At 66.0% G+C, this 19,894-nt stretch carries 17 protein-coding genes; 13 read left to right on the plus strand and 4 right to left on the minus strand.

Annotated features, from left to right (window positions below):
* Positions 1–11: 11 nt before the first annotated feature.
* Together RMR04_RS28470 and RMR04_RS28475 are read right to left on the minus strand one after the other, a co-directional pair.
* Entirely contained in the window at positions 12–851 is an 840-nt protein-coding gene (locus RMR04_RS28470; protein ID WP_311911876.1) for a PfkB family carbohydrate kinase, read from the minus strand.
* Between the two features lie 13 nt (positions 852–864).
* Entirely contained in the window at positions 865–1,878 is a 1,014-nt protein-coding gene (locus RMR04_RS28475; protein WP_311911877.1) for an SIS domain-containing protein, read from the minus strand.
* A gap of 296 nt (positions 1,879–2,174) precedes the next feature.
* Here RMR04_RS28475 and RMR04_RS28480 point away from each other — a divergent pair, with 296 nt between their 5' ends.
* Both RMR04_RS28480 and RMR04_RS28485 read left to right on the plus strand, forming a co-directional pair.
* Positions 2,175–2,921: a GntR family transcriptional regulator gene (locus RMR04_RS28480; protein ID WP_311911878.1), complete on the plus strand. Its 747-nt coding sequence runs from the start codon at positions 2,175–2,177 to the stop codon at positions 2,919–2,921.
* A 68-nt stretch (positions 2,922–2,989) separates the two neighbouring features.
* Positions 2,990–4,315 (plus strand): NAD(P)/FAD-dependent oxidoreductase, encoded by a 1,326-nt coding sequence (locus RMR04_RS28485; protein WP_410492300.1) that lies wholly within the window; start codon positions 2,990–2,992, stop codon positions 4,313–4,315.
* 131 nt (positions 4,316–4,446) lie between these two features.
* Here RMR04_RS28485 and RMR04_RS28490 read toward each other — a convergent pair whose 3' ends face one another.
* Complete coding sequence (locus tag RMR04_RS28490) at positions 4,447–5,973, minus strand: ABC transporter substrate-binding protein (RefSeq protein ID WP_311911880.1); 1,527 nt, start codon at positions 5,971–5,973, stop codon at positions 4,447–4,449.
* Positions 5,974–6,419: 446 nt separating this feature from the next.
* Here RMR04_RS28490 and RMR04_RS28495 point away from each other — a divergent pair, with 446 nt between their 5' ends.
* From RMR04_RS28495 to RMR04_RS28525, 7 genes are all read left to right on the plus strand, one after another.
* Positions 6,420–6,848, plus strand: a complete 429-nt coding sequence (locus tag RMR04_RS28495; RefSeq protein ID WP_103721110.1) for a RidA family protein — start codon at positions 6,420–6,422, stop codon at positions 6,846–6,848.
* A gap of 11 nt (positions 6,849–6,859) precedes the next feature.
* Positions 6,860–8,017: an NAD(P)/FAD-dependent oxidoreductase gene (locus tag RMR04_RS28500; RefSeq protein ID WP_311911882.1), complete on the plus strand. Its 1,158-nt coding sequence runs from the start codon at positions 6,860–6,862 to the stop codon at positions 8,015–8,017.
* An 11-nt stretch (positions 8,018–8,028) separates the two neighbouring features.
* A complete protein-coding gene (locus RMR04_RS28505) occupies positions 8,029–8,742 on the plus strand; it encodes an SDR family NAD(P)-dependent oxidoreductase (RefSeq protein ID WP_311911883.1) in 714 nt (237 codons plus the stop codon).
* A 100-nt stretch (positions 8,743–8,842) separates the two neighbouring features.
* The gene (locus RMR04_RS28510) at positions 8,843–10,396 is read left to right on the plus strand and encodes an ABC transporter substrate-binding protein (protein ID WP_311911884.1); all 1,554 of its coding nucleotides are present in this window, start codon (positions 8,843–8,845) and stop codon (positions 10,394–10,396) included.
* Between the two features lie 219 nt (positions 10,397–10,615).
* The gene (locus RMR04_RS28515) at positions 10,616–11,554 is read left to right on the plus strand and encodes an ABC transporter permease (RefSeq protein WP_311911885.1); all 939 of its coding nucleotides are present in this window, start codon (positions 10,616–10,618) and stop codon (positions 11,552–11,554) included.
* 13 nt (positions 11,555–11,567) lie between these two features.
* On the plus strand, positions 11,568–12,458 hold the full coding sequence (locus RMR04_RS28520) for an ABC transporter permease (RefSeq protein ID WP_311911886.1): 891 nt from the start codon (positions 11,568–11,570) through the stop codon (positions 12,456–12,458).
* On the plus strand, positions 12,455–14,269 hold the full coding sequence (locus RMR04_RS28525) for an ABC transporter ATP-binding protein (protein WP_311911887.1): 1,815 nt from the start codon (positions 12,455–12,457) through the stop codon (positions 14,267–14,269). Before RMR04_RS28520 ends, RMR04_RS28525 begins: the two co-directional genes overlap by 4 nt.
* A gap of 22 nt (positions 14,270–14,291) precedes the next feature.
* Here the strand turns inward: RMR04_RS28525 and RMR04_RS28530 are convergent, their stop codons facing one another.
* Positions 14,292–15,005 carry an FCD domain-containing protein gene (locus RMR04_RS28530; RefSeq protein WP_311911888.1) on the minus strand — a complete coding sequence of 238 codons (714 nt, stop codon included), beginning with the start codon at positions 15,003–15,005 and terminating at the stop codon, positions 14,292–14,294.
* A gap of 279 nt (positions 15,006–15,284) precedes the next feature.
* Between RMR04_RS28530 and RMR04_RS28535 the strand changes: the two genes are divergently transcribed.
* The 4 genes from RMR04_RS28535 to RMR04_RS28550 are packed head-to-tail and all read left to right on the plus strand — an operon-like array spanning position 15,285 to position 19,866.
* The gene (locus RMR04_RS28535; RefSeq protein ID WP_311911889.1) at positions 15,285–16,781 is read left to right on the plus strand and encodes an ABC transporter substrate-binding protein; all 1,497 of its coding nucleotides are present in this window, start codon (positions 15,285–15,287) and stop codon (positions 16,779–16,781) included.
* On the plus strand, positions 16,778–17,620 hold the full coding sequence (locus tag RMR04_RS28540) for an ABC transporter permease (protein ID WP_310159033.1): 843 nt from the start codon (positions 16,778–16,780) through the stop codon (positions 17,618–17,620). The genes RMR04_RS28535 and RMR04_RS28540 overlap by 4 nt, the downstream gene beginning before the upstream one ends.
* A gap of 3 nt (positions 17,621–17,623) precedes the next feature.
* On the plus strand, positions 17,624–18,538 hold the full coding sequence (locus RMR04_RS28545) for an ABC transporter permease (RefSeq protein ID WP_311911890.1): 915 nt from the start codon (positions 17,624–17,626) through the stop codon (positions 18,536–18,538).
* Complete coding sequence (locus tag RMR04_RS28550) at positions 18,535–19,866, plus strand: M20 family metallopeptidase (RefSeq protein WP_311911891.1); 1,332 nt, start codon at positions 18,535–18,537, stop codon at positions 19,864–19,866. The genes RMR04_RS28545 and RMR04_RS28550 overlap by 4 nt, the downstream gene beginning before the upstream one ends.
* Positions 19,867–19,894: the final 28 nt, after the last annotated feature.

Consider the following 19,894-nt stretch of genomic DNA (forward strand, 5'->3'; position numbering starts at 1 on the left):
CACTCCCGCCTTCAGTTCGATGTCATGCCGGGCGGCGTCGACCATGCCGCGCCGTGGCCGAAGCCGCCTTGATATCCGCAGACCATAGCGGCGTGATCGGCGCCGGCGGCAAGCGCCTCATCCAGACCCGCGCCATGCAGCAGGCGCAGAATGAAGGCGGCGATGAAGCCGTCTCCAGCGCCCAACGTATCGACGATGCGCGCCTCGCTGATACCGTGCGCGTGGAAAGCGCCGTCAGACAAGGCCATCGAGCCGCGTGCGCCCCGGGTCACGACCGCGATCCGCGCGCCCTGACCGGTGCAGCGCTCCAGCAATGCGCGGCACTCCGCATCCGAGCCATTGGGAAAGGACAGGAAGGCGATATCGAGCGCCGGCAGCGTCGCCGCCAGATTGGCGTCGGTCCAGCGCTCGGAGAAATCATAGGACAGCAGGCGGACAGCGCTGCGTATCGTTCCAAGCTCGGCCTCCAGCTCGCTGTAGACGCTGGAATGGACGAGATCGAAGCCCGCGACATAGGCTAGGTCGGCGGCGCTGAAGCCGCCCCACTGCCCGCGCACGCCGCGCTCGGAACGCAGGAAGCGGCGATCATTGCCATCATGGCCGATGAAGGCGCGCGCATTGCCGCCGGGCAGAATACGGCAATGGCCGGTGTCGACGCCCTCCTGCCGCAAGGCGTCTACCAACAGCATGCCGGCCTCGTCCGTGCCGATGCAGCCGAGATAGCCAGCCTGCGCGCCGAGCCTGCGGGCGAGCACGGCGACATTGACGGCGTTGCCGCCGGGAAACTGCAAGCCTCGATCGACATAGGTGTCGACCGTATTGTCGCCTAGGCCGAGCAGCCTGTGGGCCATCGCCGCGCTCCGCTCAGTAAGCCACCTTCCACATATAGCGGCGGGTCGTCAGCGGCTGGTTGTGCAGCACCGAGAGATGCACCGACAAGCGCTTCAGCGCCGATTGCAGGATATAGGGCGCCACGATCGGGCGGATTTCAGGCGCGATGCCTTTCATCGCGAAATCGCGGGAATCATATTTCATCACGCGCTCGGCATAGGTGTCGCAGAAGCTCGAGACGCGCTCCATCAGCGGGCGGCTCGGATCCTCGCCGGTGATCAGGATCAGCGGCGTCGAGCGGTCGACGATCTCGAAAGGACCATGGAAGAACTCGGCCGCCTCGATCGGGTAGCTGTGCAGCCAGAGCATCTCCATCAGGATGCAGACGCCGAAGACATAGGCCGTGGTGAAGCCCGGCCCCGAGGCGACGTGATAGAAATTCCGGTCCTTGGCATAGAGCGCCGCGTCCGTCGCGGCGCGCTCCTCGTTCTGCTCGGCCGCATCGGCAATCGCGCCCGGCAAGGCATCGAGCGAGGCGAGCAGCTTGTCGCCAAGCGGCCAGCCTTCCTTCTCCGTCATGATGCCACCGACCAGAGCCTGCATCAGCATGAACATGGCGATGAAGGATTCGCTGGTGTCGCCGACGATGAAATGCTGCGGCACGGCCTGGGCCAGCGGCTTGTCGGCATATTGGCTGAAGGCCACGACCTGGCAGGGCTTGTCCTTCAGGAACCGCGCGGCGGCGACCGTCTCCGGCGTCGTGCCCGATTTCGAGGCGAGCAGCACCAATGTGCGGCCGTCGAGCCGGGGCGGGTCGATCGCCATGAATTCGGCCGGGAAGTAGCGGCGCACCTCGATGCCGGGCGAATAATGCTCGAGCCAGTATGCGATGCCGAGCATGGCACGGTTGGCCGAGCCCGCGGCAACGAGATAAATCCGGTCGATACCCGCCGCGAGCTTGCGGCCGAGCGCGAAAGCCTCGGGCACGGCAGCCTGCGTCTGCGCGAGGCCATCCAGCACGCGGATGCGGTCGTAAGCGATGGACATGAGAGCAAGCCACTTCCTGACAGGCGAGAATTGGTATATACCAATCAGCTATACCAATTGCTGTCAAGCATAGTCCAATCAGCACGGATATGTCGTCACCTGGGTTGGTCTGGCGCGTTTTTCGGCTTCCAGTGACGGGAACCGGGCGCTACAGCATCGGACCGAATATCGTATTCGGTCCGATGCTGTAGCTCTTTGATTTTGCATCGGCTTCTTCCGAAAACCGGATTCCACTTTTCGGGCCGATGCTCTATCCCAGTTCAACTGCGACGACGGGAATCCGAGAGACGCCAGCCATGCGCGAACCCGTGAAGCGGGCCAAGCCGATCTATGTCGAGGTGCAGGACTACCTGCTCGACCTCATCAACGGGCCCGATTACGGCCCGGGAGACCGGATTCCGTCGGAGCGCGTCCTGGCGGACACGCTGCGCATCAACCGCATGACCGTGCGCAAGGCGATCGACAAGCTGGTCGAGCGCAATGTGCTGGAGCGCAACGGCACCAGCGGCACGCGCGTCCCCCTGGTCCAGGTCACGCGCCCGATCGAATTGAGCTCCTCGCTCGGCATCACCCGGATCATCCGCAACTCCGGCGGCAGCCCCGGCAACAAGCTGCTGCATTTCGGCGAGGAGGCGGCAACCGAGAGCATCGCGCGCCGGCTCGATCTCGCTGCGGGCGCCGACCTCATCATGTTCCGTCGGCTGCGCACGGTGAATGACGAGCCGTTCTGCATCGAGACGAGCTATCTGCCGGCGGAGCGCTTCGCCGGTCTGGTCGCGGAGGATCTCGTCGCCGGGCAATCGCTCTACGCGCTGCTGAAAGCCCGCTACGGCGTCGAGGCCAGCGCCCGCGATCGCGAGATCGGCGTCGGCACCGCGACCGACATGGAAGCCCGCCTGCTCTCGCTCAAGCCCGGCTCGCCCACCCTGGTGCTGAGGCTGGTGGCGCGCGACGGCGGCGGCACGCCGATCGAATACATGAAATCGGTGAACCACCCCCACCACGTCGTCTTCCGCAATTCGACGCCGACCCCGCAGGACTGACCAATGCCGCCGCTGATGCCCCGCCCCCGCCGAGAAGCCGGCTCGCCTCCTTCCATCGGGGCGAGCCTCTGATGGGCATTACCATCGAGACGATCGATCCCGACGCCACATTGCCTGGGAGCAGTGATGTCGTCGTCATCGGCGGCGGCATCATCGGCATCATGACGGCGATCTTCCTGGCCAAGGAGGGCGTTTCCGTCACCGTCTGCGAGAAGGGCGAGGTCGGCCACGAGCAGTCCGGGCGCAACTGGGGCTGGGTCCGGATCATGGGCCGCGACGCCAGCGAAATCCCGCTTGGGCTGGAGAGCATGCGGCTCTGGTCGGAGATGGACAAGCTGGTCGGCGGCGATACCGGCTTCACCCGCTCGGGCATCGTCTATGTCGCCGACACCCCGGCGAAGCTTGCCGAGCACGAGGCCTGGCTCGACCACGCCAAGCAGTACCAGCTCGATTCACGCCTGCTGAGCTCGCGTGAGATCGAAAGCGTGCTGCCCGGCTGCAAGCGCGCTTTCGCAGGCGCCCTGTTCACGCCGAGCGATGCGCGCGCCGAACCACAAAAGGCCGTGCCGGCCATGGCGCGGGCGCTACGGCGGCTCGGCGGGCAGGTGCTGACGCAATGCGCCGTACGCGGCATCGAGACCAAGGCCGGCCGGGTCAGCGCCGTGGTGACGGAGCGCGGCACGATCGCCTGCCAGCGCGTCGTGCTCGCCGGCGGCGCCTGGTCACGGCTCTTCCTCGGCAATCTCGGCATCGACTTCCCGCAGCTCAAGGTGCTGGGCTCGGTCCTGCGCACCGAGCCCCTGGACGGCCCGCCTACCCATGCCGTCGGCGGCTCGGACTTTGCCTTCCGCAAGCGTCAGGACGGCGGCTACACCATCGCCCATCGCGGCGCGAGCGTGGCCGAGATCGTGCCAGACAGTTTCCGCCTGATGGCCGATTTCCTGCCATCCCTCGTCAAGCAGCGGGATGAATTGAAGCTCCGGCTTGGCCAGCGCTTCCTGGAGGAGGCGAAGACGGTGCGGCGCTGGTCGCTCGACGAGACGACACCCTTCGAGAAAACCCGCGTGCTCGATCCGGCGCCTTACGACTCGATCCTGAGCGAAGCGCAGGCCAATCTCGTCGCCGCCTTCCCAGCTTTCAAGGACATGAAGGTCGCTCAGGCCTGGGGCGGCTTCGTCGATGCGACGCCCGACGCCGTGCCGGTGATCGGCGAAGTGCCGCGCCTGCCCGGCTTCTTCATCGCCAGCGGCTTCTCCGGCCATGGCTTCGGCATCGGCCCGGGAGCGGGCCGGCTGATCGCCGATCTCGTCGCGGGCAAAACCTCGATGATCGACGCCAAGCCGTTCCGGCTGGAGCGTTTCGCGCGGCTGGAGCGGACGACGCGGGCGGGGTGACCTCCCACGTCATGCTCGCCCTTGTGGCGAGCATCGACGTCTTGACCACGGCCGGCGACCAGCAAAGGCGTGGATGGTCGGGACGAGCCCGACCATGACGAGGTTGGCGTAGCGGCCCGAACGCCGCAGCCTCAGGAGAACGACGTCTCTTCCATCGAATAGGCCGAGAAGAAGTTCGTGCTGCCCGGATAGCTCTTGAAGCCGGTCACGCCCTTGACCATGCCATAGCCCTGCGAGCGCCAGGCAAGACCGACGAGGGGCGCCTGTTGGAGGGCGACCTTGGTCAGTTCGGCATAGATCGCCTTGCGCTTGGCGGGATCGAATTCCGAGCGGCCCTTGACGAAGAGGGCGTGGATTTCGGGCGTCGGCATCTGCCAGCTACGGGCCATATTGGCCGGCAGTTCGCCGTCGATCAGCGGCGCGAGGCCGTCGGGGTCGTTATTGTCGGCGGTTGTGCCCTGGATCATGAACTCATAGCGGCCCTTGCCGGCAGCATCGACGCGCCCTGCCCAGTCGGGCAGGTTGAGCTTCACCTCGATGCCGATCTCGCCGAGATGAGCCTGCACCACCTCGGCGGTAGATTTGTGCATCCCGTATTGCGCTGTCGAGAGCAGCGTACAGGAGAAGCCCTTGGGCACCCCCGCTTCGGCCAGCAGCTTCTTCGCCTTCTCGGGATCGTAATTCCAGAACTCCGAGAGCGCCTTGTCGAAATAGGGGCTCCCGGGCGATATCGGGATGCTTTCCAGCTTGCTGCCTCGACCGAAGAAGGCCGCCTGCACGATCTCCTCACGGCGTACGGCATGGGCAACCGCCTGGCGCAAGCGGACATCCTTGAACGGCCCGCTGCCGCCATTGAAGTTGATGCCCATGAAGGGGCCGTCGGCGGCAACCAGGGTCAGGCGCGGATCCTTCTCGATCACGCCCATATGCTGCCAGGGCACATATTCGATCAGGTCGATATCGCCGGCCTGCAGCGCCGCGACCCGCAGGTTCTCATCGGCGTAGGCCGTCAGCTTGACGCCGGCGAGCTTGGGCAGGCCCGGCTTGTAGTATTTGTCGAACTTGGCGACCTCGATCGAGACGCCGCGTTCCTGATCCTTGAGCGTGAACGGTCCGGCGCCGACGCCCAGACCGGCCCGGCCCTCGATCGAGTCCTTGGCGATGATCGGCATATGCGGGCTCGCCAGCCAGATCGGCAGCGTGGCGGTGGGCTCCTTCATGACGATGCGCACGGTGCGCTGATCGGGGGTCTCGATGCGCTCGACGCCGCCGAACTCGGCTTTGAGGAAGGCTGTCGAGGTTGGCGCCGCGACCTGCTCCAGCGTCCACTTCACATCCTCGGCCGTGACCGGCTTGCCGTTGTGGAAGGTGGCCTCGCGCAATTTGAAGAGCCAGCCGGTCGGTCCGTCCTGCGTCCAGGATTCCGCGAGCTCGGGCCTGGCCTCGCCATTCTCGTCGAAGCCGGTCAGGCCGCGGAAGATCAAGAGCTTGACCGTCAATGCGGCAGTGCCGGTATGGACCCAGGGCTGCATGCTCGGCGGGAAGCTCGACAGGCCGAAGCGCAGCACTTTCCCCGAAGCTTGCGCAAAGGCGGAACCTCGAACCAGCGGCAGGCTCGCCCCGGCGGCAAGGAGGGCACGGCGCGAAATCATCGTCATCGGAAATCCCCTTTTTTTATCAGCCTGAAGCCAGCATGGATTGGTGTATACCAAACTGTCAATTGCGGCCCTCGACTGGCGCAGCGCGCCGTGCATCGGGCGTGCCATTGCATCACGGCGATCGACCGGAGCCGAAAACCGCAGGCAGCCTATTCTTCTCCGTCATGGATGCCATCACGAAATAATCGGCTGAGCCAACCACGCCGCGGAGAAAGCTGTTTTCGAGCGGTTCGGCTTCACGGACCACCAAACACGAGCCGCCACAGGCGAAAATGGTCCAACCGAACACGACTCGGCGCCGCCTGGCCTCGCGCTTGATCGTCTTGACAGCAGTCAAAGGCTTGAATGGTATACACCAAGCCGCTCCTCCCGAGCCGGCCAATCGATCGCCGGCCGCATGACGAAACCCGTCGAGCCCGGCGCACCATGCCTGAAGGAGGCCTCCCGTGAGCGAGATCATCAAAGTCAAATCCGGCAGCAAATATGAGGATTTGAACAGCTACTCGCGGGTCGTCGTCGCCGGCGACATGATCTTCGTCTCCAACACCGCCGGCCGCAACTACAAGACCCGCGCCATCGCCAGCGATGCCAAGGGCCAGGCCGAGCAGGCCTTCAGCAATATCGAAGGCGCGCTCGCCGCGGTGGACGCCTCATTGAAGGATGTCGTCGCGATCAAGGTCTTCGTGCCCGACATCGCCGATATGGAAGAGGTCAACGAGGTCGTCGGGCGCAAGTTCAGGGGCATCGACCCCGCCAACACCACGACCTGCACGCCGCTCGGCCAGCCCGAGCTCAAGGTCGAGTTCGAGGTCACCGCCTATAAGCGCCGCAAGCCCGACGAGGCCGAAAAGCGCATCAGCGTCGACCTCTCCTGAGGTTCGGCCCGATGCCTGACGTCGTCATCGTCGGAGGCGGGATCAGCGGCGCGGCGGCGGCCTATGAGATCGCTCGCGCCGGCCATTCCGTGACGCTGTTCGAGGCGCGCAACCTTGCGGCGATGGCCTCGGGCTGGACGCTTGGCGGGGTCAGGCAGTCGGGTCGCGACCCCGCCGAACTACCGCTGGCGAAGGCTGCGGTCACACGCTGGAGCGGGCTCGATGAAGAGCTTGGGGCCGCGACCGGCTATCGCCGGCGCGGCAATCTGCGCCTGGCGCGGACGGAAGCGGAAGTCGAGGTGATCCGCGAGCTTGTCGTCCAGCAACGCGGGCTTGGGCTCGAGATCGACTATCTGCCGGACAATGCCGCGATCCGGGCGATCGCGCCGGCAATTGCGCCATCGGTCCTCGCCGCCTCCTTCTGCCCGGGCGACGGCCATGCCGACCCGATTCCGGCGGTGCAGGCCTTTGCCGCCGCTGCCGCGCGCCATGGCGCGGTGATCCGTGACGGCGTCGGCGTGCGGGCGCTGATCCGCTCCGGCGATACGATCACCGGCGTCGAGACGAATGCTGGCGAGATCGTCTCCGCTGGACGCGTCATCCTGGCGACAGGCATCCATGCGCCCGAACTGTTGCGGCCGCTCGGGCTCGACCTGCCCCTGCGGATCAGGCTGGTCTGCGTGCTGCAGAGCGCGCCGCTACCGCCCCTGTTCGAGCAGGTTTTCGGCGTCGCCAATGCCGATGCCGCCGGCCGGCAGGAGATCGACGGGCGCCTGCGCGTCACCACCGGCATCGGCGACTGGCCGCATGAGCCCGGCTCCTGGAGCCCTGACAATCTTGCGCCGCGCGCAGCCGATATCGCCACCCTGATCGATCGGGTGACGCAGGTTCTACCAGTTATGGCGGATGCCGGCGTCTCGCGGATCTGGGGCGGGCTGATCGATCTCACGCCCGACGCGCTCCCAGCGATCGACGCCCATACCGGGATCGACGGGCTGGTCGTCGCAGCGGGCTTCTCCGGGCATGGTTTCGGCATCGGCCCGATCACCGGCGAGATCCTTGCCGATCTTGCGTTGATGCGGCAGCCGCGTTTCGATCTCAGCCCCTTCAGGCTGGGCCGCTTCGCCGGCTCCACCGCCCCGGATTCCGTGCTGACCTTGCACGGCTAGAGGACTGTCCGATGCTTGCCCCCACCGAACGCGTGATCCTGATCTCCGGCGCCAATCGTGGCATCGGCCGCGCCGTCGCGCAGGCGCTGTATGAGCAAGGCTATGCCTTGAGCCTGGGCGGGCGCGATCTCGCTTCGCTCAAGGCGATGAGCGTCGATTGGGATGAAACCCGCATCCATATCGCGCGCTATGACGCGCAGGATTGGGCGACGCATCGGGCCTGGACGGATGCGGCGGTTGCGCGCTTCGGCCGGATCGACGGGCTCGTCAACAATGCCGGCATGCACAGCACTATTACCTTGCGCGCGCCCGACGAGGCCGTGCTCGACGCGATCTGGGCCGTGAACTGCAAGGGGCCGCTCAGCCTGATCCATTGCGCGCTGCCGCATCTGGAAGCGAGCGGGGCCGGGCGCATCATCAACATCGCCTCGATGTCGGGCAAGCGCGTGCGCAACGATGCCGTCGCCTACAACATGACCAAGCATGCGATGGTGGCGCTGACCCATGCGGCGCGCCGGATCTCCTGGGACAAGGGCGTGCGGGCAACCGCGCTCTGCCCCTCCTTCGTACCCACCGACATGACGGCCGCGAGCAATGCGATGAACCGCCAGGACATGACGCAACCGGGCGATCTCGCGCAATTGGTTGCTACTGTCCTCGCTCTGCCTAACAATGCATCAGTCGCAGAGTTGCTGGTGAATTGCCGGCTGGAGGATACGCTTTAGACGGGTTTGGCCCGAAGATTGCGGACAGGGATCGGCGAAACCGCCGGACGCATCGAATATCCAAGAAAATCGAATACCCAAGAAAAGCAGGGGAATAACGATGAAAAAAACCGGACTGGTGATCGCCGCCGCGCTCGCGGGGGCCCTGTTGGGCTCGCCCGCACTGGCTCAGAAGACCGTGCTGACCGTCGGCATGCAAAGCACCGATGCTGGCGTGCTCGATCCGCATCTGAACTCCGGCACGCCCGGCAAGGCGATGCTGCAATGGATGTTCAACGGCCTGGTCCGGATCAAGCCGGGCGAGCTTTCGCCGGAATTCATGGAACCTGATCTGGCCGAAAGCTGGACCTCTTCGACCGATGGCAAGGAATGGACCTTCAAGCTGCGCCAGGGCGTGCAGTGTCATCTCGGCTATGGCGAATTCACCTCGGAGGACGCGGTCTATTCGCTGGCACGCGCCGCCAACAAGGAAACCTCGGCCTTCTCCTCCGACTACGCCGCCTTCGACAAGGTCGAGGCGCCCGACAAATACACGGTCAAGATCACGCTGAAGCAGGCCATTCCGAGCCTGCTCGGCATCGTCATGAATTACCATGGCGGCAACATGGTCTGTAAGAAAGCCGCCGAGGAGCTGGGCAAGGAAGGCTTCGCCAAGAAGCCTGTCGGCACCGGCCCGTTCATGTTCCAGGAGTACGTGCCGCAGCAATACGCCAAGCTCGTCGCCAACCCGAACTATTTCCGCGGCAAACCGAAGCTGACCGAGATCCTCTACCGCTTCATCCCGTCCGATTCCTCGCGCGATCTCGCCTTCCAGTCCGGCGAGCTCGACATGATGCTAGGCCGGCAGGAACAGGCCTGGGTCGACCGCATGAACGCGCTGCCCGGCGTCAAGGTCGTCGCCATGGGCCCGGCCGAGATGTCGATGCTGCATCTCAATATGAGCCAGCCGCCGCTCGACAACCTCAAGGTCCGCCAAGCCATCGCCTATGCGATCGACCGCAACGCGATCTGGCAGTTCCGCGGCAAGAACATCTCCCGGCCAGCCGTCTCGGTCGTGCCGTCGGGCTATCTCGGCACCGACGAGAAGGCGCCGCTCTACCCGTTCGATCTCGCCAAGTCGAAGGCGCTGCTGGCCGAGGCCGGCTTCCCCAACGGCGTCACGGTCAAGGCGATCAACACGACGCTGCCCTCGATGCTGAGCTTTACCGAGGCGACGCAGGCGCTGTTGAAGCGGGCCGGCATCACGCTGGAGATCCAGCCGGTGGAGCACGCGACCTTCCACCAGCAGATCCGGCAGGACCTGTCGCAGGTGGTGCATTTCCAGGCGGCGCGCTTCCCCATCGCGGATGTCTATCTCTCGCAGTTCTTCCATTCGCGCGCGATCGTGAAGACGCCGACGGCGGTAACGAACTTCTCGCATTGCAATGTCGCCGATGCCGAGATCGATGCGGCCCGCTCGGAAACCGACAAGGCCAAGCAGCTCGCGCTCTGGAAGACGGCGCAGGAGAAGATCATCAAGGAAGTCTGCGCGATTCCGGTCAACGAGATGATGCAGCTCTGGGCCTATAAGGACAGCCTCGACCTCGGCTACGACCTCAAGGCCTCGCTCAACCTCGGCCCGCCGGTGCTCGAGACGACGCGCTTCACGAAGTGAGATGAACCACCGCCGTCATCCCGGACAAGCCGCGTAGCGGCGCCGATCCGGGATCCATGCCTGAGCCGTTCCGGCATGGATCCCGGGTCTCCGCGGAGTTTATCCTTGGGCCGATCGAAGATCGGACCCGAGGGCTCCGCCCGGGATGACGCGGGTACTGGAATTGGCTTCGACGCAGCGGGTAGCCGCTGCGGGCCCCTCCTCCAACATGGCGGCATCATGGGCGCCTTTCTCGTCAAACGGCTCGGCTTTGCGGTCGTCACGCTCTGGGCCGTGCTTTCCCTCGTCTTCGTCGTGGTGCGGATCGTGCCGGGCGACCCGGCGCAGGTCATCCTCGGAGACCAGGCCGACGCCACCGCGATCGCGGCGATGCGGACACGGCTCGGTCTCGACGCACCGCTCATCGAGCAATACTGGACCTTCCTCACCGGTGCGATCCGGGGTGACTGGGGCGTCTCGCTCGTCACCGGCCGGCCGGTGATCCAGGAGATCCTCTCCGTCCTGCCCTGGACGCTGGAGCTGACCGTGGTCTCGATGCTGATCGGTGTCGCCATCGGCGTGCCGCTCGGTGTCTGGGCCGCGATCAACCGCAACCGCATGCCCGATTATGTGACGCGCATCGCCTCGCTGCTCGGCTTGTCCTTCCCGCCCTTCGTCTCGGCCATCATCCTGCTGATCCTGTTTGCGATCATGCTGCGCTGGTTCCCGGTGATCAGCGCCCGCTCCGGCTCGGCCTCCGCCTGGTTCCAGTCGATGGCGCTGCCGGCGCTCAATCTCGGACTGATCATGGCGGCCTACATCACCCGCGTGGCACGCTCGGCGATGCTCGAGGTGATGCAGGAGGATTATGTGCGCAGCGCGCGGGCCAAGGGCGTGCCCTGGCGTGTCGTCGTCTGGCGGCATGCGCTGCGCAACGCATTGATCCCCGTCATCACCGTCGTCGGCCTGTATCTCGGCATCCTGATCGGCAATTCGGTGCTGACCGAGATCGTCTTCAACCGGCCGGGCCTGGGCAAGCTCATCGTCGGCGCGCTGAACCAGCGCGACTACACCATGCTGCAGGGCATGATGGTGATCTACACGCTGATCGTCGTGTTGGTGAACATCGCCACCGACCTGACCTATGCCTTCGTCGATCCGAGAGTGAAGCTGTCATGAGGGTGAAGTTGTCATGAGCGCCTCGGTCCATGATGCCGGTCAGGCCGCCCCGCCGCGGCTGCGCTGGCTCGCCGCCACGCTCAGTGCCTTCAACGCCAACAAGACCTCCTGGGTCGGCCTCGTCATCGTCGTCGCGGTGATCCTGGCCGCAGTGCTCGCGCCCATCATCGCCCCGCATGACCCGCTGGAGCAGAACATCCTGTCGCGGCTGCAGCCGCCGCATGACGACTACTATCTCGGCACCGATTATTTCGGCCGCGACATCCTCTCCCGCCTGCTTTACGGCGCGCGGATCTCGCTCGTCATCGGCGTCGCCTCGACCGTGATCGCTCTGGTGCTGGGGTCGCTGATCGGCATCCTGGCTGGCTGGTATGGCGGCAAATTCGATGTCGTCGTGATGCAGGCGATGGACATCCTGCTCGCCTTCCCCTCGCTCATCCTCGGCCTGATCCTGGTCGCCATGCTCGGTCCCTCGATGGAGAACATCACCATCGCGATCGCGCTGACCTCGATCCCCTCCTTCGCCCGCATCGCACGCGCGCCGACGATTTCGGTGAAGGAGCGCGACTATATCGAGGCCGGACGAGCGCTTGCCTTCTCCGACGCCCGGATCATGGCAGGCCATATCCTGCCCAACATCTTCCCGGAAATCCTGGTGATGGGCTCGCTCTGGCTCGCCAACGCGATCCGCACCGAGGCCTCGCTCGCCTTCATCGGGCTCGGCGTCAAGCCGCCGACCGCGACCTGGGGCGGCATGATCCGCGAGGGTTTCGAGAACATCCTCGACAGCTACTGGCTCGTGCTGGCGCCGAGTCTGGCCATCCTGATCATCGTCTTCGCCCTCAACATCCTCGGCGACGGTCTGCGCGACGCCATCGACCCCAAGCTGAAGGGCGAACGATGAGCCGGCCTGTCCTCTCCGTCCAAAATCTGCAGACGGCCTTCCGCGTCGGCGGGCAATGGCGCTGGGCGATCGAAGATCTGAGCTTCGACGTCGCGCCGGGCGAAACCGTCGCGATCGTCGGTGAATCCGGCTCGGGCAAATCCGTCACCGCGCTCTCGATCATGCGACTGGTCTCGGCCGCAAATGGTCGCATCGAAGGCAAGATCGCGCTCGAAGGCCGCGATCTGCTGGCGCTTTCGGAAGAGGAGATGCGCAAGGTCCGCGGCAACGATGTCGCGATGATCTTCCAGGAGCCGATGACCAGCCTGAATCCCGTGCTGACCGTCGGCTACCAGATCTGCGAGGCGCTGCGCTATCATCGTGGGCTCGACAAGGCGGCAGCCGAGGCCGAGGCGCTGCGCATGCTGGAGAAGGTGCGCATCCCGTCCGCGAAGGCCCGCTTCGGCAATTACCCGCACCAGCTCTCCGGCGGCATGCGTCAGCGCGTGATGATTGCGACCGCGCTCGCCTGCAAGCCAAAGCTCCTGATCGCCGACGAGCCGACGACCGCGCTCGACGTCACGATCCAGGCGCAGATCCTCGAACTGATCAAGACGCTGCAGGACGAGGAGGGCATGTCGGTCCTCTTCATCACCCATGACATGGGCGTCGTCGCCGAGATCGCCGACCGCGTCGTGGTGATGTGGAAGGGGCGCAAGCTCGAGGATGCGCCGGCTCCCCAGGTCTTCAACGCGCCGGTGCACGGCTATACCAAGGCGCTGCTCGCCGCCGTGCCCAGGCTCGGCGACATGGAGGGGCATGGCAGGCCGCTGCGCTTCCCCCATATCGACCCCGATAATGGCGAGGTCCGCGGCAAGCCGGTCGAGGCAGCCGACACGGTCAAGGCCGAAGAGGCGCCGCTACTGGAGGTCTCCGGCCTGACGACACGCTTCGGCATTCGTGGCGGCCTGCTTGGGCGCCTGCGCGGCCGGGTCCATGCGGTCGAGAACGTCTCCTTCACGCTGCAGCGCGGCGAGACGCTGGCGCTTGTCGGCGAATCCGGCTGCGGCAAGTCGACGACCGGGCGCTCGATCCTGCGCTTGATCGAGCCCACCGCCGGCACGGTGCGTTTTGAGGGTCGCGATGTGACCGGTTTCGGCAAGGGCGACCTGCTCAATGTCCGCCGAGACATGCAGATGATCTTCCAGGATCCCTTCGCCAGCCTGAACCCGCGCAAGAGCGTGGGCGCGGCCATCGCCGAGCCGATCGTCGTTCATGGTCTCGCCAGGGGCGCGGAGGCCAGGGAGCGCGTGGCGGAATTGATGCGCCGCGTTGGCCTCTCGCCCGCCATGGGCTCGCGCTTCCCGCATGAATTCTCGGGCGGGCAGCGCCAGCGCCTCGCCATCGCACGTGCGCTCGCGCTCTCGCCCAAGCTGGTCGTGGCGGATGAGGCGGTCTCGGCGCTCGACGTCTCCGTCAAGGCGCAGGTGCTCAACCTGATGCTCGACCTGCAGGCCGAATTCGGCCTCGCCTATCTCTTCATCTCGCATGACATGGCGGTGGTCGAACGGGTAAGCCATCGCGTCGCGGTGATGTATCTTGGCGAGATCGTCGAACTCGGCACGCGCGAGGCCGTCTTCGCCAACCCGCGCCATCCCTATACGCGCAAGCTGCTCTCGGCCGTGCCGGTGCCCGATCCGGCGCGGCGATCCCTGCGCCGCGAACTCGCGATCGACGAGATTCCGAGTCCGATCCGCACGCTCGACTGGCGCGCTCCGGCGCAGGCGTTGGTCGAGGTCGCGCCCGGCCATTTCGTCAGGCAGGCGGTATAGAAGTCACGGGTGCGAGGGCGGCTCAGCCCGTCCGCGTCCGGCCGGAAGCAGCCTGTGAGCGCGCCGCTTCATCCTCGGCGAAATGTTCGCCGATCACCGCCGCGCCGTCCTCGATTGCCTTGCGGATCAGCCTGACCGCCTTCTCGGTGTCGCGCCGGGCCAGCGCCTCCAGCAGCAAATCATGGTTGTGCGGCTCGCCCAGCCGGGTGGAATCGACCGGGAAGAGATAGTTCAGGCTCGGCCCGATCTTGAGCCAGAGCGACTCGATCACCGCATAGAGCGCCGGCATCGCCGCGCGCTCATAGAGCATCAAGCGGAATTCCTTGTTCTCATGCAGAGCCTCGCGTGCGGCGTTGCGCGCCCGGGCATCCTTGAAGCGCTCGTTGATCGCGCGCAGGACGACAAGATCCTGCTCGGTCAGCAATGGCGTCGCCCTCTCGACCGCGAGGCTCTCGACCACCATGCGGATGTCGATGATCTCGCGATAGCCCTCGAGCGAGAGCGCCGGCACGGTGAAGGACTGCGCCGGCGCCATCTCCAGCGCGCCGCTGGCGACGAGCTTCAGCAGCGCCTCGCGGACCGGGGTAGGGCTGGTGCCGAGCCTGGCGGCGAGATCGCGCGCGACCAGCCTTTCGCCGGGCTTCAGGCTGCCTTCCATCAGCGCCTGCTTGAGCGTTCTTTCGACATGCCCGGTCAGGCCGCCCTTGGGCGCGATCGGCAATTGGTCAAGGCTCACGAAGCGGCTCCGTCGGCGGAAGCGCGGAAGATGTCGCGGCGCTTCGTGATTGGCAATGGCTGGTTGCAACGCCCGGTGGCGCGGCGCGGAGCCATCGTCACGGCCTGCCAAAACACGGCTGATCTGCCCATCAAACGTTCTCCCGCCTGCCGCAAATTCAGACGCAATATCTCTTGCGGGTAATGTTACAGAATATATTCTGCAGCGCGACGGAATTCTGGCGCGGCCGGCAAGGCCGCCATAAAAAAGGGGATTGCCATGCGACGGATCCTATCTGGAGTGCTGGGCTCTGGAATGCTGGGCTTGGGCCTGCTGGCGGCCGCCGCCGCGTCGCCCGTCCTTGCTGCCCCCAACGAGCTCGTGATCGGGCGCGCGGCCTCGGCCGCGACGCTCGACCCCGGCTTCCTGCGCGAGGCGGGCACGCTGGTCGACAATGTCTTCGACACGCTGATCCTGCGCGACAAAGAGATGAAGCTGATCCCGGGCCTTGCCCTGTCCTGGGCCGCGATCGACGACACCACCTGGGAGTTCAAGCTCCGGCCCGGCGTGAAATTCCACAATGGCGAGGCCTTCGACGCTACCGCCGTCAAGTTCACCTTCGACCGCGTGATCGACCCCGACGCCAAGTCGCCGACGATTTCCTATGTCCGTTCCGTGGTCGGCGTCGACGTGGTGGATTCGCTGACCGTGCGCGTGCGCACCAACGGCCCCGACCCGCTGCTGCCGACGCGGATGAGCCGCTACCCCGCCTATATCGTGCCGCCGAAATACATCGCCGAGGTCGGCAAGGACGTCTTCGCCCGCAAGCCGGTCGGTACCGGGCCCTACAAGGTCGCCGAATTCGTCCAGGACGACCGCGTCGTGATGGTCGCCAACCCCGATTACTGGCGCGGCAAACCGACGATCGGGCGTGTCGTCTGGAGGCCGATCCCCGAGGCGACAGCCCGCATCGCGGCGCTGGTCTCCGGCGAGGTGCAGTTGATCGAAGGCGTCCCGGCCGAGCTCGTCAGCCTCGTCAAGGCAAGCCCCGAGCTCAACCTCGAGCAGGTCCGCGATGGCGGATTGACGATCTATCTCGGGCTGAAATCCAGCGAGAAGCCCCTCTCCGACGTCAAGGTCCGGCGTGCGCTCTCGCTGGCGATCGACCGCAAGACCATCGTCGCGGAAATCCTCAAGGGGCTGGGCACCGCTACCGGCAGCCAGACCAGCCCGGCCGATTTCGGCTACAAGGCGATCGAGCCGCCAGCCTTCGATCCGGCCAAGGCCAAGGCGCTGCTGGCGGAAGCCGGCTATCCCGACGGCTTCTCGATCAAGATGCAGGTGCCGCGCCGCTACATCTCCTCGGCCGAGGTCGGCCAGGCGATCGCGCAGCAATTCGCCGCCATCGGCGTCAAGGCCGAGCTCGAAGTGCCGGAATGGTCGGTCTATGCGCAGCAGGTTCCGGCCGGCAAACAGGCGCCGATCTACATGCTGGCCTGGGGCTCGACCCAGACGCTCGATGCCGACGCCGCGCTCTTCGCCATCCTGCGCACGGGCGAGCCTTATTCGACCGTCTCGATGCCGGCACTCGACACGCTGCTCGACCAGAGCCGCAAGATCGTCGACGCCGATAAGCGCAAGGCCGTGCTGCTGGAGATCCAGGACAAGATGGTCGAGGATGTGCCGCTACTGACGCTCTACCAGGAAGACTCGCTCTATGCGGCGCGCAAGGACCTCGTCTTCAAGGGGCGCCCCGATGCTCGCCTGCCCTTGTTCGACCTGAAATTCGCTCCGTGACACCGGAGCTAAGACGCTCTTTCGCCGGCATCGATGGCTGGGTCGGCGCAATACTCCTGATCGCCGTCCTGCTGCTGGCCGTGCTCGGCCCGCAGCTCTGGGCGCTCGACCCGATCAAGGGCGTGCTGACTGCGACCTTCAAGCCGCCCGGAACCATCGTCTCCGGGCAATGGCACCCGCTCGGCACCGACCAGCTCGGCCGCGACCTGCTCGTGCGGATCATGGCCGGAACCCAGCTTTCCCTCGGCATCGTCGTGATCGCGGGGCTGATCTCGGCGCTGATCGGCACCGGCCTCGGGCTGCTGGCGGGCTATGCCGGCGGCTGGACCGACATCGTCATCATGCGGCTCGTCGACATCCAGCTCTCGATCCCCTTCATCCTGCTGGTGCTGCTGGTGATCGCGGTGCTGGGCCCCAGCATCGCCAATGTCGTGATCGTTCTCGGCGTCACCGGCTGGGCCATCTTCGCCCGCGTGGCGCGTGCCCGCACGCTGGAGGTGCGCGAGCTCGATTATGTCGAGGCGGCGCGCGCGCTCGGCGCCTCGCGTCTGCGCATCGTGCTGCGCTATATCCTGCCCAACATCATCACCCCGCAGATCGTGCTGCTGACGCTCGATCTTCCCCGCCTGATCGTGCTCGAAGCCTCGATCGGTTTCCTCGGCCTGGGCGTGCAGCCGCCTGTGCCGACGCTCGGCAACCTGATCGGCGAAGGCCGCTCCTATCTCCTGGTCGCGGACTGGCTGGTGATCTATCCCGGCCTCGTCATCGCGGCGCTGGTGATCGGCTTCAACTTCCTCGGCGACGGCCTCATCCGCCTGACGCAAGTGCGGGTCGACTGAGCCATGCTGCGCTTCCTCGGCAACCGCCTGCTGCAATCGGCCGTCGTCCTGCTCGGCGTCTCAGCAATCGTGTTCTTCTGCCTGTTCCTGGCGGGAGACCCGGCCGCGCTGATGATGTCGCCCGATGCCAGCCGCGCCGAGATCGATACCTTCCGCAAAGCGATGGGCTTCGACGATCCGATCCTCGTCCAATATCTGCGCTATCTCGGCAAGGCGTTGACCGGCGATTTCGGCATCTCGCTGCGCTTCCAGCGGCCGGTGCTGGAGCTGGTGCTCGAGCGGCTGCCGGCGACCGCGCTGCTCGCAGTGGCGGCGCTGGCCTGGAGCACGGCGCTCGGCTTCGTCTTCGGCGTGCTGGCCGCGATCAAGCCCGGCGGCATCGTCGACTTCCTCGTCCGCACCGTGGCGCTGGCCGGACAGGCCGTGCCGGTGTTCTGGCTCGGCCTGGTGCTGATCCTGTTCTTCGCGATGAAATGGCGGCTGCTGCCGACCGGCGGCTATGGCGAGGCGCGCCATCTCATCCTGCCGGCGCTGACGCTGGGCGCCTATTACACCAGCGCGGTGACGCGCCTCGTGCGCGCAAGCCTGATCGACGTGATGGGCGAGGACTATATCCGCACGGCCCGCGCCAAGGGGCTTTCGCCGGGCCGCGTCATCATCGGCCATGCGCTGCGCAACGCGCTGATCCCGGTGCTCACGGTGCAGGCGATGTATTTCGCCGCCCTGCTCGGCGGTGCGCTCGTCACCGAGATCATCTTCGCCTGGCCCGGCATCGGCCGGCTCGCGGTGCAGGCGATCCAGAACCGCGATTTCCCGTTGGTGCAGGCGGTGGTGCTGCTGGCCTCGACCGTGTTCGTGCTGGCGAACCTCCTGGTCGATATCGCCTATGTGCTGCTGAATCCGAGGATCAGGCTGTGACCGGGCCGGAGACGATCGCGCGCCTCCGCGGCCGCACCCTCGACCTGCTGGCGGAATGGACGCCGATTCGCTCCTTCGCCGGCAACGAGGCGGGATTGAAGGTGATGGCGCAGACCCTCATTGCCCATCTGCGCGACGATCTCGGTGCGACCATCATCGCGGACGGCCTGAAGCTCGATCCGCCGGTCGTCCATGCCCGGATCGAGCGCGGCGCGCCCGTCACCATCCTGCTCTACAATATGTATGACGTGATGCCGGCCACGCTCGAGGGCTGGAGCGTCGATCCCTTCATCGGCGGCGTGATCGAAGGCCCCAAAGGCCCGCGCTATGTCGGGCGCGGAGCGGAGAACAACAAGGGCCCGATGGCGGCAATGCTGGTGGCGCTCGCCCATCTCATCGCGACCTCCACCCTCGATGCCAATATCGAGATCCTGCTCGAAGGCCAGGAAGAGACCGGCAGCGGCGCGCTCAGGCGTTACCTGACCGCTCAGGACACCCCGGTGCGCCGGACTTCGACGGCGCTGTTCCCCTCCTTCTGCGAGTATGGCGGCGGGCCGCCGCGGATCTATTTCGGCTTCAAGGGCCTGGCTCAGGGCAGGATATCGGTCGAAAGCGGTGACTGGGGCGGGCCGATGAAGCCTTGCCACGCTTCGAACTCGCCATGGATCGCCAACCCGATCTGGGAGCTCGCCAAGGCGCTCGCCGGCCTCGATGGCGGCTCGCGCGGCGCTGTCGCCCTCCCCGCCCCACTCGCGCCCGTGCTCGACGTGCTGGCCGCAACCTTCGACCCGCAGGCCGAGCTCGCCTTCCGCGCGGCCAGCCGCTTCTCCCGCGACGGCACGCCGCGCGAATTGCTGGAGCATGTGCTGACGGCGGCCCATCTCAATCTGGCGGAGGTCTCGTCGTCTCCGTTGGGCGGGCGCAGCGTCATCCCGACAGGCGCTAGCGCGCGCTTCGACATGCGCCTGCCGGCCGGGCTCGATCCAGATGACGAGATCGCCCGCCTCGCCCGGGATTGCGCACCGGCCTTGCTTTCGCTCGACGATGCCTATCCCGGCTGCTGGTTCGATCCCGCCGCGCTCGGCTTCGCCGAACTCGCGGGGAGCTACCGGGCGCTCGGCGCAAACCCGCAATCCTGGCCCTGGGCCATTGGCGCAGCGCCGGCCTATGCCTTCGCGGGGGTCAGCGACGCCTTCATCATCGGCGGGCTCGGCCATGGCGGCAATGCCCATGGCCCCGATGAATTCGTCGAGCTTTCCGGCATCGACCGCTTCATCCAGTCGCTGCTGCTCTGGCTCCCAGCGATCGCGGCCAAGGGCCGATCATGAACCACACCATCACCATCCGGAGTATCTC

The organism is Bosea sp. 685, from assembly GCF_031884435.1.
Lineage (GTDB): Bacteria > Pseudomonadota > Alphaproteobacteria > Rhizobiales > Beijerinckiaceae > Allobosea.

Bases quoted from the DNA above. Each gene is read 5' to 3' on its own strand.
- RMR04_RS28470 (WP_311911876.1), bottom strand. From the start codon at position 851: ATGGCCCACAGGCTGCTCGGCCTAGGCGACAATACGGTCGACACCTAT.
- RMR04_RS28475 (WP_311911877.1), bottom strand. From the start codon at position 1,878: ATGTCCATCGCTTACGACCGCATCCGCGTGCTGGATGGCCTCGCGCAG.
- RMR04_RS28480 (WP_311911878.1), top strand. From the start codon at position 2,175: ATGCGCGAACCCGTGAAGCGGGCCAAGCCGATCTATGTCGAGGTGCAG.
- RMR04_RS28490 (WP_311911880.1), bottom strand. From the start codon at position 5,973: ATGACGATGATTTCGCGCCGTGCCCTCCTTGCCGCCGGGGCGAGCCTG.
- RMR04_RS28500 (WP_311911882.1), top strand. From the start codon at position 6,860: ATGCCTGACGTCGTCATCGTCGGAGGCGGGATCAGCGGCGCGGCGGCG.
- RMR04_RS28505 (WP_311911883.1), top strand. From the start codon at position 8,029: ATGCTTGCCCCCACCGAACGCGTGATCCTGATCTCCGGCGCCAATCGT.
- RMR04_RS28510 (WP_311911884.1), top strand. From the start codon at position 8,843: ATGAAAAAAACCGGACTGGTGATCGCCGCCGCGCTCGCGGGGGCCCTG.
- RMR04_RS28515 (WP_311911885.1), top strand. From the start codon at position 10,616: ATGGGCGCCTTTCTCGTCAAACGGCTCGGCTTTGCGGTCGTCACGCTC.
- RMR04_RS28520 (WP_311911886.1), top strand. From the start codon at position 11,568: ATGAGCGCCTCGGTCCATGATGCCGGTCAGGCCGCCCCGCCGCGGCTG.
- RMR04_RS28525 (WP_311911887.1), top strand. From the start codon at position 12,455: ATGAGCCGGCCTGTCCTCTCCGTCCAAAATCTGCAGACGGCCTTCCGC.
- RMR04_RS28545 (WP_311911890.1), top strand. From the start codon at position 17,624: ATGCTGCGCTTCCTCGGCAACCGCCTGCTGCAATCGGCCGTCGTCCTG.